The following is a 13894-nucleotide window of genomic DNA, read 5'->3' as shown; positions in this document are numbered from 1 at the left end:
CTTTATTGAGGGGATGATGACATGCGTAAATTCAATAAATTTTTGGCACGACTTATGATTTTAATCATGACTTTAAGTCTTTTGCCGACAGAAGTAATATATGCCTTTGATCCGGATAAGTTTGAAGTTACTGACGTTACTATCGGTAAGACTTATGACAGAAATCGTTTAATTGAAAAAGCGTATATTATTATCGAGGGAGCATACTTAAAGGATGCAGACGTCCTGATGCTGACAACTGATGGCGGTTATAAGCCTTTAGGAAATCGAACAATCAATACCGATAATATTTTGCAGTTTGAATTGGCGCAAAAAGATCAATTAGGCGTACAGCTTAATGTAGGCGGCGCAGTAATTTCTATTAATGAGCAAAATATGCCTCAATTAACGGGAATAACACGAAAGGTAAAGCAAGGACCAACGGAGAAGCTAAAAATTGAAGGATCAAAGCTAAAAAATGTATATGAGTATTCCAGCAGTTCAGGAAAAGGCCAGATCATAGAGGCAAAGTATGGTAAAGGTAATTCATATACAACCTTTGATGCAACTAAATTTAAAGATAGTGAAGCAAGTGTAGAAATTGAAAATCTCACAGGAGATCTGGGTATTCAAAATATTGTTTTTACCAGTGAACTCAAAACAAAGACTAAAATTAATAACATAGAAAAAGATGTTAATGTACACATTACCCATACTTACAAAGATCAATTTCAATTAACCAAAGACTTGCCTATCAGCGGGAAAATTGAAATGTTTCCCAATAGAGCACAGCCGGGAGAAACCATCTATTTTACAGCAGATAAATTAGATTTGTATGATGTATTTTTCTTAACAACGTTAGATGGAACTGATCCCTATACCAATTCCAATAAGGGACTTAATCCTACTTATCAGCAAAAAACATCTGCAAGTGAGAAAGATACCCTTTCTGTACAAGTGCCGAATCTTCCTCTGGGAGAATATTATGTGGTAATAACCAATAAGATCTCTGAAGGCAAAGATCCTATGCAGGAAATAACAGGGGAAGCAATTCTTGAGGATAAATTTACAATTATCGATTCTCAAAATAAGATGACTATACTTACCGTGTATCCCAAAACAGGTCCGGATACTGGAGAACTGGTTACTATTACAGGACAATTTATTGGAAGTCTTAATATAACCAATATAGATAACTTTAGTTCAGATGAGTATGAATTAACAGATGTATCAGCTGCCGATGCCAATACCCTTGTTTTAAAATATGATAAAAAAGCTGGTTCATCCACTCCTATTTCATCGGTAACTAAAAAAATTAGTGTGATTATAGGAAATAAGGCTTCTTTTAAAGACAATGAGGGAAACTTGTATAAATACTCTTTTAATAAAGATTTGGACAGTATAATAGTGCGCACTCCCCAGGTTACCAATGCAGATATATCTCCGATACAAGACGTAGTTATTGAAACAGAGACGGTTTTAACAAAAGCAGATGGAAATATTGTTATTAGAGAAAGAGCAGTGAAAGAAAAGGGATACACATATATTGTAAGTAAAGTATCCCCCGAAATTACAGAAGCAGTTCCCAATTTGATTCAGGTGAATGACAAAGGAAAGATTCCCAGTGACAGATACATTGCCATTTATGGGAAAAACTTTTTGATTCACAAATTTACTGATGAAAAAACAGGAAAAGAAATCGTTCGTTATCCTGTTGTGGAATTAGGAACCATAGTCATTGACAAGAACAGTTCTCCGGATATTTTCTTAAAGATATTTGATGCCAATGGAAGAGAGTTGGACGGTTCCAGCGGCAGCGAATTAGGTACCAAAATATTAATCAGATTAAAGGAAGGAACCCCTGATCCAGGAGTGAATATAGGAAAGGCTCCGCTTAAAGTAACAAATCCCATAAGAAATTCTACAGAAATGGGATTGAGTACGCAGATTAATGACTTTATTGAATTTGTAAGTCCGGATATTTCAAAGCATCCTACAATTCAAAATGTGACTCCTAATGTTGTACCTGTAGAGGGAGGAGATGAAATTGTTATTGTAGGTAGTAATTTTACTGATGGGGTTAGAGTATTTATAGACGGAGCAGAAGTGAAGTCTATTAAAAGAGAAGCGGATGGAAGAACCATTACCTTTAAAGCGCCACCAGGACGAGAAGGACAGACCCAATTGCAGGTGATGAATCCTGAAGGAGCAATGGCGACTTTCCCCTTTAGCTACGTAAAAACCTTTACAGATCCCAAAATTACTTCCATACAGCCAAGACAAGGAAATACAGGAACTTTGGTTGTGATTAAAGGGGATAACTTCTTAAAACCGGACCCCACCGGAGGGAAAGATGCGATTTATCGCCTGATCGGAACAAGAGTTTTAATCGAAGGGCAAGACATTAATTCATATAATATCAATACCTCTACAAAGGAAATAGAACTTAAAGAATTTACAAATCCAGGTGAACTTTTGTTTTCAATAAAGAATAAAGAACTGATAACAGCTAGTTATTATCATAGTATTTTATTAGAAGAAATGCCTGGAGGGAAATATTATACCGTTGATTTAGATCCATCCGGAATTCCCATTATTTCCGATGGTCTTGGAAATGAGTATAGAGTTCAAGTAGACAGCAGCAGTTTAAAACTTCAGGCCAATAAGGTAGGAGGAGACCTCTTTGACCTGACGGTTAAAGCAGATGGAACCATTATAATTGGGAAAGGCTCTGTTGAAATCCTTACTTTTAAAATCGTTACGCCTTTTGTGATAAAGGGAGATCGGATTGTTGGAGACAATGTAAAAGTAATAGACAAAAATACGATTTACTTCACTGTACCTGCCCTGGATTTTCCAGATGGCTGGTACGATGTAACGGTTCAAAACCCGGATACGAAGAAAGATACAAAGAAAGATGAAAATGGTTTTTACTATTATGCACAGCCACAAAGCAAACCGAAAATTGATCGGATCGATCCTTCCGAAGGAAGTGTTGCTGGAAACAATATTATTACAATTTACGGTAGTAATTTTATAGAAACCGGAGATAAAAAGGCAAAAGTATTTATCAATGGTGTAGAAGTGGATCCTTCTAAAGTTCAGATTTCAACTTCTGGAAACACCATAACGGTTGTTGTTCCGCCTTATTCCGGAGATTTGTTTGCAGATAAAGGCGTTGGACGCTGGTCTGTTCCTGTTGTTGTGATTAATCCTGATGGAGGAAGTTATTCTGTAGAAAATGGGTACACTTACGTTGTTCCTAAGAGCCATCCAGAAATCACAAGGATTATTCCCAGTGCAGGTACTGCAGCAGGAGGAACCATCGTAGAAATATTTGGAAATGACTTTAGATCTGCTGAACCTTTTGAAGATCTTAACAGAAATCAGGAGTATGATGAAGGAGAACCCTTTACAGATTTAAACGGCAATGGGAAATATGATAAATCCTTTGATCCAAACGATCAAAAAGAGCTTAGCCCGCCTATATATCCTTATGAATATTATTATACATCGCCACTTCTTCCTAAAGTGTACTTTGGTATGGAAAGGGCAATGATTGTAGAGTTTAACAGTACTTATATAAAAGTAATTACTCCAAAAGGCAAGAAAGGAACGGCAGCGGTATATGTTGAAAACAATGATGGAGGAAGATCCAATACCGTGACCTATACCTATGAAGGGTCTAACCCCAAAATTACTAAGGTATCTCCTAATACAGGAAATAAGTCGGGGAATGATAATATCGGCATTTATGGTTCAGATTTCAGACAGTCACCTATAAAGGTTTATACGTCAACATCAGAGAAAGAAAACCGCAATATGACATTGGTCCAATTTGGAGACAATACCAATAAGGACATTGCGAGAGATAAACCTAACTCGGGCCTTATTAACCAGGGGAATGCACAAGTATCTCTTGAAAAGGACTTTACTGCTGTTTATAAAGCAGTGTATGACACAAAAACAGGTTCTACAGCCCAGATTCAGGTGACTTTAAAATACAATGACGTAACGTATACCAATACATTTATACACTTTAATGACGAAGAATCTTTTATCAATACGAATTTACTTGTAGATAAAGATGGAAATGCTTATCCTTTCAGCGAATTAATAAGATTCTCTGTTGTGGACAGAAGATTTATCGTTGAAAGAGGATTTGCTCCGGCGGTTAACAACATTGACAGCACGGAACTTTCTGTTACGACTCCACCATACTATACCGTTGGAACAGTATCTTTAAGAGTAATTAATCCTGACGGAGGAGAGGCTAAATCCACCTTCATCTATAAAAATCCTGATAGCAAGCCGATTATTACTGACATTACCAATCAAAATGTTTCTCCTGTATCAGAACAGGTGATCATTGATGGACGACAGGTTATGGCAAGAATCATCCGAGTAAATTATAAAGGCGGAAACACCATTAAAGTAATAGGGGATGATTTTAGAGATAATGCCCATATTCTCATTGGAGAAATAATGGATTTGGGGCCAAGCAGCATTAATTATGACGGATTGCCCCGTTTGTTAAGCTTTGAAATGCCTGCGGCATCCGAAAATAATGTTGGTAAGTACTACAGACTGATCGTGGTGAATGAAGACGGAGGTAGTGCGGCGTCTGATGAATTAACGCCTCCTATATATATCACTTTTGTGAAAGGTGAAAGTGATCCGAGCGTGACCAAAATTACACCAAACAAGGGTCCTGCTGCCGGAGGCACTAAAGTGACTATCGAAGGAAAAGATTTCAGAAGCACTATGGAAGGTTTTACAGACACCATCCATGTATACTTTGGAGAAATTCCTGCTAAAGACATTACTGTCTCCAGAGACGGCAAGTTCATCTATGTAACCACACCGGCCCATGAACCGGGAGAAGTAACCGTAAAGGTTCAAAATCCTGATGGAACCATTGTAACGGCGCCAGAGCCCTTTACCTTTATAAGCAATCCTAAAATTACTAAGGTTACAGACTTGAGTGAACTGACAGAAATAAAAACGATCTCCGTTGAAGGAGGACAGGAAATAAAATTAAAAGGATTTGGCTTTAAAGATGGGGCAAAAGTGTACTTTAATCCTGTGATTAAAAAAGCCGATGGGTCAACTAAGGATAAAGTATTTTACATTGAAGGAGTGGCCTATACTTTAGAATCCGGTATCGAAGCAGCTGCTGTGGAATTTATCGATTCAGAAACCGTTAAAGTAACTACTCCTGAAGGCAATAAGGATAGCCTTGGTGTTATTCTTGTTAACGAAGATGGTGGGGCAACCAATATTTACCCACTGGGTTATTCGCTGCCAGAAGTGGAAGCACCTCAGGGTGTGAGAGCTGATTTAATTTATGACAGATATATCAAAATTACCTGGTCAGAAGTACCTGGAGCTAAGGAATATGAAATTTATGTGGTTATTAACAGCAGCAATATCGAACTGATTGGAACGAGCAAAACCACCAGTTTCGTTTACGAAGATTTAGAGCCTCGAACAACGTATAAATTTATCGTAAAAGCCATTGGTGAATTTAATATATCCAAGGCTTCTCGGGAAAGTAATGAAGTAAGAACTGGAAAAACTGTAGGAATTCCTGATACAGACGGAGAATTGAATGAAGAAACCATCCTTAAGAAAAATGGAACTCTTGCAGAAATCTCTATCGGCAGAAATGATGCCAATAGAGCACTGACGATTGATTTAACAAGGGGAACCCTTGCCGGTTCTAAATCAGCTGTGATCAGTATCCCTGCAGAGACTATTGCTTCAAGGTATGCAGCAGATATTACGGTTATAGGGCAGGATTTCACCTTAGTCTTTAATCCGAATGCATTTATGAATGATAACATGTTAAACAACAGAAGCAATTCCGATGCAGGAGTAAGGTTCAAAATCACTCAAAACAACGGCAATCCTGAACTGGAAGCTGGAACCGTGGGACTTTCCAATCTGTATGTCTTAGAAGCAACTCAATATGTAGGAAAGAACCAGAGCAATATGGAATACTTAAATTCAAGTATCTTATTTAATCTTGACTATGATGGAAATATGGCTGATCTAAGAAGATTAACCAACATTTCATTCGGCAGGTACAATACTTCCAGCAAGACATGGGTTCCCGTTAAAAGATCAAACCATACGGACCAGGCAGCAATAGGAACTTATATTGACAGACTAGGAAAATACATGGTTATCGGAAGCAGGAGATAGGAGGTTGGAGAGATGAAAAATCAATTATTTAAAAAAGGCTTGGTAGCTGCGATCATAGCACTCAGCATGATCTTTAATACCACAGGGGTTTTTGCCGACCTTACTACTCCTTATCGCCAGGGGTATATAGAAGGTTTTCTTGTGGAAATAGGGGAAAATGAAGTGTCCATCGAAGAGTATGATGGAACACTTCACACCCTTTCTTTTGACAGAAGTGTTATTTTTTCAATAGATACCCTTAATGCTTCCTCAAAGGATTTTAAGGCGGGTATGGAAGTATACGCTACCCTTAAAAACCGAAAGATTTCTTACATGGAAGGGTTTTCAACAGCAGCGCCAGGCTATATTCCAGAAGGAAGCAAAGTAAGAGTTGGTACCATTAAAGGAATCGACAGGAACCAATTGATTGTAAAACTGGATATTGGCAAAGAAGAAACTTATTTTACATCTCCGGCAACCATCCTTTTAAAAGATGGTAAAAAGGGATCTTTAAATACCCTTTATGTAGGGGACAGGGTAAAACTCTATTTTGATGAAATAGATACAATGATGGTCAGCAGAATTGCTGTACAAGGTAAATCTGTACAGGTCAAAGGACTTTATAAAGGAAAGATTGCAGCAACAGATATTCTGGATGAAGATTTGACCTTAACGGATTTAAAGGTATTTAAAAATGGACAATGGGAAGATGTAAGTAGTGCAAAAACTATTTCCTATTCCGGAGATTCTCCGATCTATATAGGAGGCCAGGAAGTATCCCCTTCCAAATTAAAATATTATGTTGGAAATACGGCATATATGGTGGTTAAGGACTTTTTTAGTTCTGACAGAGTAGAAGCCATGGTGCTTAAGAATCAATATGAAGCCAATTATACAGATACTATAGAAGAAATGAACTGGTATTCGCAGTCCTTTGAATTAGCTAAAAACCATAAGAATATCACCTTTAATGATGGAACGATCGTCATAAAGAACGGAAGACTGGTGGATATTTATGCTCTGGAACCAGGAGTGGATGCCTTTATTGTAGGAGATGGCAGAATAGATGGCATGAACGCCAATGTAATTTATGTCTATAATGAAGATATCAATAATTCCAATATTGGTCAGGATTATCTGTATGAAGGAAGACTGGATGTTGTATTCAGAGACAGTATCATTTTAAAGAAATTTGCTCTTTTAAACAGACACGAATGGGAAGGCTTTAATGATACCAAGGAACTCTATTATGATGAAGATACCATGATCTATGATTTAGAAGCAGGAAAAATAGTTGCGCATGAAGACTTCTATTATGGAGATTATGCAGTGGACGAAGACAGTGATTATGCTAAGCAAAAAGGCCTGGAAGACTGGTATGCATATGTTTATGCCGATGGAGACAGAATTCAGGCTATAATGGTTCAAAAGAACAGGGACTCTCTCCTGAAACAAAGAATTACGAATGGCGTTGCAGGAGCAGTACCTGAAAATCATAAATGGACCGGATGGAGAATCAATATTATTAATGCTTCGGACTGGAGCCCCAAAAATACTCAGTGGATGCCAAGGAAAGATTCCTTCTATTTAACCTTGGAAGAAGCGATGATTATCAAAGATGGAAAGATTATTCAGCCGGAAGAATTAAAGCAAAATGACAGGCTGTATATTGTAAGGGACGGTCTGAATGCAAAAGTAGTGATTGTAAAATAAAAATCTATAATAGGGGAAGATCGCATGAAAAAATGGACATTGGTACTTGTATTTACCCTTCTTTTCACTCAGATCCTGTGGGCAGCGCCTCCCGAGTTTTCAGGAGGGGTAAATGATGAATTTGAATATAAGGAAGTTGTATTTTTATCCGGGGAACCTGTGGTGTTTAAGGGTGAACTTAAGGTAACGAAAAAAGAAGATGATGAAGAAAAGAAAATTACCTATAAATTCACATTAACTCCCGAGGATTCCAGCATCAGCGGCAAATTAACCAGAAATGTAAGCATTACAACCACCTATACCCCAAACAGCGCCAAGGGGCAGACTATTGCCGATACAAAGATTACAAAATATACAGAAACGGTAACGATCGGACAGGATACTTTTGAACTGGAAGACATTCAGTTTTCTCAGTCAGATATTATAGATAACCGTCCGGCGTCAGATTTCTATTCCGGAAATATTAAAGCAAGAAAATACTACACCATCAATGGAAATCAGGGAACTGCTTATGTCGACATCACCGGAGGAGATGTAGGCTATGAGAACTTTTGGGGAAGTACGGAAACCCAGATCATAGACTATGTCTACACCATTAACCGAAAGACTCAGGGAGAAGAAGAGAATAATTTGTCCTGGGAAGGTACTGTTAAAGTTCAAGTTTCTGACAGTACGACGAAATCACTGAAATACTCTGCAAATGAAGCGAGTCTTTCCAGTTTTAACGGAGGGTACATGAAAACTACCAATCAGGAGATGGTATCTCAATATACTTATAATCTTCCTAGAAAAACCGATAAAGGGTTTGACACCAAAAGAAGAGATGAAGATACAATATCCCTTCGCGCTGCTATGGTTCCAAAGGTGGAAAGACTGATTGTTCCTAAATTCAGGGATACAGGAGGTCACTGGGCACAGCAGGATATCGAAAAGCTGTATTCTCTGGATGTATTTGAAGGAAGTACTACTTTCTTTGTTCCTGATGCGCCAATGACCAGAATGGAATTTGTTAAAGCAGTAGTTAAAGCTTGCAATATTCGTGTGGAAGAAGAAGCAACCAAGAAATCCACAACGAGAAAGAAAAAGAATCAGGTAGAAGAGATCATCTTTGTAGATGTCAAATCTTCAGATCCTAATTTCCAATATATTAAGGAAGCTTATAATAAAAATATTATAACAGGCAGTGAAGATTATAAGTTCAGACCCAATGACAGTTTAACAAAAGGCGAAGCCATTACGATTCTTATGCGTGCCCTGGGCTTTGAGAGTAAAGCTCCAGCTCCAGGCTATAAAACTTACTTTGCTGATGACAGCAGAATACCAAACTGGGCAAGGGATGCTGTTTATATGGCAGCTGAAGTAGGTATTGTCGGGGGAGACGGGAATAATAATATTAATGCAAACAAGAAACTGACAAGGGCAGAAGCTTCTTCAATGCTTGTAAGATTCTTAAACTTCCTGGAAAAAGATCTTCAAAAGGATTATAGAGAAAATATCATTTATTATAATTAAAGGGGAACTTTTCCCCCTTTTTTTTGTTAAAGCTAATCCTTGACATTACCTTGTATAGATAATAAAATGAATAGGTTAATGAAAAGTGAATGGTAAAATGGTAAAAAAAACGGTTGAGGTGAAAAGAATGTCAACGAAATATATTTTTGTTACGGGCGGTGTTGTATCGGGACTAGGTAAAGGGATTACTGCAGCTTCCCTTGGAAGATTATTAAAATCCAGAGGGAAACATGTAACGATTCAAAAGTTTGATCCCTATATTAATATAGATCCTGGAACCATGAGTCCTTATCAACATGGAGAAGTATTTGTCACCAATGATGGCGCTGAAACGGATTTAGACTTAGGTCATTATGAAAGATTTATTGACGAAAGTTTAACCCGATACAATAATATTACAACGGGGAAAATTTACTGGTCGGTACTCAATAAAGAAAGAAAAGGCGAGTTTTTAGGAGCAACTGTTCAAGTCATTCCTCATATCACCAATGCTATCAAAGACCGTATATATCGAGTTGGAAAATCTGGACAGACAGATATCGTCATTACTGAAATCGGAGGAACTGTAGGAGATATAGAAAGTCTTCCGTTTTTGGAAGCTATAAGACAAGTAGCCACTGAAGTGGGAAGAGAAAATGTATTATACATTCATGTTACCCTTATTCCTTATTTAAGCAAATCAGGGGAAATGAAAACAAAGCCTACTCAACACTCTGTAAAAGAGCTTCGCTCCATAGGTATTCAGCCGGATATTATCGTTTGCAGAACAGAGCAACCTTTATCCGCAGATATGAAAGAAAAGATTTCTTTATTCTGCAACGTGGAGAAGGACTGCGTGGTTCAAAATCTGGATGCAGAAACCCTTTATGAAGTTCCTTTGATGCTTGAGCAAGAAGGTTTGGCAAAAATTGTTTGCAGGAAACTTCAAATAGAATGTACAAGCCCTGATTTAGAAGAATGGAAACAGATGGTTGAAAGGGAGAAAAACCCTAATGGTTCCGTAAAAGTAGCTCTGGTTGGAAAATATGTAGAACTTCATGATGCATATATCTCCATTGTAGAATCCTTAAAGCATGCAGGGATTCATCACCAAACAGAAATCGAAATTGACTGGATCAATGCAGAAGCTGTCAATGCAAATAATGTAGGAGAAATTTTAGATGGAGCCGATGCCGTTTTAGTACCGGGAGGTTTTGGAGACCGAGGAATAGAAGGCAAAATTGCAGCGATCACCTATGTCAGGGAAAATAAAGTACCTTTCTTTGGGATTTGTCTTGGAATGCAATGTGCAGTTATTGAATTTGCCCGTAATGTAGCTGGATTAAAGGGTGCCCACAGTTCTGAATTAAACCCCAATACCCCTTATCCTGTGATTGATTTAATGCCGGAGCAAAAGGACATTGATGAGATGGGAGGAACCATGAGACTTGGAGCCTACCCTTGTAAAGTGGCTAAAGACTCTTTTGCATACAACGCATATAATGAAGATTTAATCTATGAAAGACATCGTCATAGATATGAAGTGAACAATGAATACAGAAAAATGTTAGAAGAAAAAGGTCTTTGCATAACAGGTGTATCCCCTGATGACAGATTGGTTGAAATGGTTGAATTAAAAGAGCATCCTTGGTTTGTAGGGGTTCAATTCCATCCTGAATTCCTGTCACGACCCAATAGACCTCATCCTTTGTTCCGTGACTTTATCGGAGCAGCTATAGAGCAGAGAAAAAATCGTTAGTAATAAATAGTGGTGTCTGTCGGTTTAAGCTGACAGGCACTTTTTTACTTGAATAAAAAGTTATTATAAAATAAAATATAGATAAAAATAAAAAAGTAAGAGGAGAAAAATTATGAAGCAACCAAAGATACTACAGTGGATTTTATATACAGGCTTGGGAATTATTCTTTTTATACTTCCTTATCCCAGGGGCCTTTTTTTTGCAAAGGAAATTGTACTGGTTCAGATTGCATGCTTTTTGCTGTTTATTTTATGGTCTGGTCTTAAAATAGTAAAGAAAGAGAAAATAGAAATCGATTCTTTCCTTATGACTTCAGTTATTTTACTGCCGGTTGTTTATACATTGCCTCTGTTGTTCGGAGTGGCTGCAAGCTATTATGGAGCATTAACGTATATATTCAGATATCTCACTTACATGGTGATTTTTCTTATATTATCCGATCTTACTAAGACGAAAAAAGAGGCTTTTCTTTGGCTGAATATTTTGGGGATCAGTGGTATTTTGGCTGCCATTTTAGGTATTGATGCAGGCCTTGGCTCAGGACTTAACAACTATTTTAGGTTTAATGGTGTAATAGATGAATACGGCCGGGTACGGGGGGTCTTGCAGTATTCTAACAGCTTTGGTGCATATATGGGCATTATTTTCTTTATTCTAGTAGGTCTTAGCCTGCTTACAGAGAAAAAGTATTTAAAAGCTTTTTACTCTGCATGCCAGGTGTTGCCATTGATGGCCCTTTTGATGACAGTATCCAGGGGTGCGATTGTATTTGTTCCTTTAATCTATTTATTATTGATTCTTTTTGTTCCAACGAAAGAAAAGAAATTGGAAGTGATCCTTTCTACCATAGCACCAATCATTATTGCTCTTTTTGCAGGGAAAATGCTGACTGAAATGGTACATCCCATTCTTAAAGGGGAAGGAGAAGGGCTGGTTCAAAGAGGATGGATGATTGCTTTTATTGCTATTGTGGCTGCTTATATTCTTTCTTTCATTTTAACAGGAGCTTTAGGGATGTTTTCCAGAGTTTCAACCAAAGTCTACCAGATTGGTATTGCTTTTGCAGGGGTTATAGCAGTCCTTGGCGGGATAGTATTATTTACCTCCGGGCTTTATAGGAAGCTGCTTCCGGAGTTTTTGCTTCAACGTTTCAGTCAGATGGGTTCTGCCGCAGAACTCACATCTGGCAGAAGCAATTTCTACCGGGATGGCCTTCGTATGCTGAAAGATAAATGGCTTCTCGGAGGAGGAGGGAATGCCTGGGCTGCCATGTACAGGAAGTATCAGTCCTATTTTTATGGTTCATCAGAAGCCCACAGCCTTCCGCTTCAACTTTGGCTTGAAACAGGAATACTTGGGATGATGGTTCTTGCATTTTTTATCGTTTCTCTATTCATTGTATATTTTAAAAACAGAAAAAGTGAAGACGGAGTAGAATTAACAGTCCTGCTTATCCCTGTTTTAATGCTTTTAAGCCATAGTATTATAGATTTTAACTTTTCCTATGTTTCTCTTCCTCTTATGAGTTTTGCACTTATTGGGGCTATGGCAGGATTAAAGAAAAGAGGAGATCTTAATTTTACGATTAGTTCCTGGATCCCATTAGCACTTGGAGTGATTTTTATTGCTTTTCCGATTTCTTGGCAGATCAGCAGAAATTATGCTGTAAAGGCAACTGCGATCATAAGAAAAGAAGATGCTAATGCCAATGATGTATTGGACGCTGTTGAATATATGGAAAAAGCTGTGGATCTTAATGGATGGAATGCAGATTATATGCTGCGGGAAGGAGATCCTCAGGATGGCGACTTATTATATGATTTAAGCACCTTATATGGGTATCTTTACGATATAGTAGAGCAAAATGATCCTGAGCAAATTGGGCTTGTAGAGCAAAAACAGACAGCACTCTATGAAAAGGTTTATAAACTGGAACCCTATAACCCTTATATATCCATGCAGTATGCCCAGACTCTGTTTCAAAAAGGGGAAATAGAACAAGGATTAGCTGTAGTAGAAAATGCAAAGAACCTCAATCCTATGTATGAAGGAAGATATCAGGAACTCGCTCAAGCCTATTTTGCAGTAGCAGAGTATTATATCGGCCAGGGGGACCAAGAAGCAGCAAAGCCTTACCTTGAAAGAGTAATAGAAGTAGAAAAAGAGTTAGAAGAAATTAATAAGATTGCTCTTGAGAAAGTCAATATGACGGAAAAGACAAAGGAATATATTGAAAAAGCAAAAGAATTGCTATAAAAAGGTACCAGCTTTTTTGCATGGAAAAAATGCGAAAAAGCTGGTACTTATTTTTTGAATGTTATTCTAAGAAATCAATCTGTTCTCTTCTGTGTTCCTGTTTTTCTTTAGTATTCTTTAAGGTTTCCGGGTCCATATGGTCCGCATTATGACGAAGGTATCCTTCTGTATACTCATAATTCTTTTTTAGATTTTCCAGTTCATCATTATTGGCATTTTCTCCGTAAGCAATAATATCTTCTAATTTCTCAATTTCTTTTTCTCTGATTTCCTGTAATTCTTTTGCACGGCGAATTTGTTCTTCTGATGCAATGTCTGCATGTTGTTCTAAATGGCGTTCAGTTCTTGTATGAGCTTCAACAAGGTTTTCCAATTGCTCGATTCTTCTTTTGTTTTCATCGGAAGTCTGATCAGCACCGCTTCTATTTTTTAGAGCTTCATTTTCTTCTGGATTACTATGAAACATGTATTAAGCCTCCTTTTAAAAAATAATAGTCCTTTCTTTAATT

General features: G+C 37.6%; 6 protein-coding genes. 5 read left to right on the top strand and 1 reads right to left on the bottom strand.

Annotated features, from left to right (window positions below; genetic code table 11):
• Positions 1–21 precede the first annotated feature (21 nt).
• The 5 genes from JOD07_RS04025 to JOD07_RS04005 all read left to right on the top strand — a co-directional run bounded on the left by JOD07_RS04025 (position 22) and on the right by JOD07_RS04005 (position 13385).
• Positions 22–6186, top strand: a complete 6165-nt coding sequence (locus tag JOD07_RS04025; protein ID WP_204612408.1) for an IPT/TIG domain-containing protein — start codon at positions 22–24, stop codon at positions 6184–6186.
• Positions 6187–6198: 12 nt separating this feature from the next.
• The gene (locus JOD07_RS04020; RefSeq protein WP_158739346.1) at positions 6199–7878 is read left to right on the top strand and encodes a hypothetical protein; all 1680 of its coding nucleotides are present in this window, start codon (positions 6199–6201) and stop codon (positions 7876–7878) included.
• A gap of 24 nt (positions 7879–7902) precedes the next feature.
• Positions 7903–9390, top strand: coding sequence for an S-layer homology domain-containing protein (locus JOD07_RS04015; RefSeq protein WP_158739347.1), 1488 nt, complete (start codon positions 7903–7905; stop codon positions 9388–9390).
• 127 nt (positions 9391–9517) lie between these two features.
• Positions 9518–11128, top strand: a complete 1611-nt coding sequence (locus tag JOD07_RS04010; protein ID WP_158739348.1) for a CTP synthase — start codon at positions 9518–9520, stop codon at positions 11126–11128.
• A 112-nt stretch (positions 11129–11240) separates the two neighbouring features.
• Positions 11241–13385 carry an O-antigen ligase family protein gene (locus JOD07_RS04005; RefSeq protein ID WP_204612399.1) on the top strand — a complete coding sequence of 715 codons (2145 nt, stop codon included), beginning with the start codon at positions 11241–11243 and terminating at the stop codon, positions 13383–13385.
• A 61-nt stretch (positions 13386–13446) separates the two neighbouring features.
• Here JOD07_RS04005 and JOD07_RS04000 read toward each other — a convergent pair whose 3' ends face one another.
• Positions 13447–13851: a hypothetical protein gene (locus tag JOD07_RS04000; protein WP_243429238.1), complete on the bottom strand. Its 405-nt coding sequence runs from the start codon at positions 13849–13851 to the stop codon at positions 13447–13449.
• Positions 13852–13894 lie beyond the last annotated feature (43 nt).

Source organism: Defluviitalea raffinosedens, from assembly GCF_016908775.1.
In the GTDB taxonomy this organism is placed as follows: domain Bacteria; phylum Bacillota; class Clostridia; order Lachnospirales; family Defluviitaleaceae; genus Defluviitalea; species Defluviitalea raffinosedens.
The sequence above is the reverse complement of the archived record's forward strand: the minus strand, read 5'-3'. Positions and strand labels throughout refer to the sequence as shown.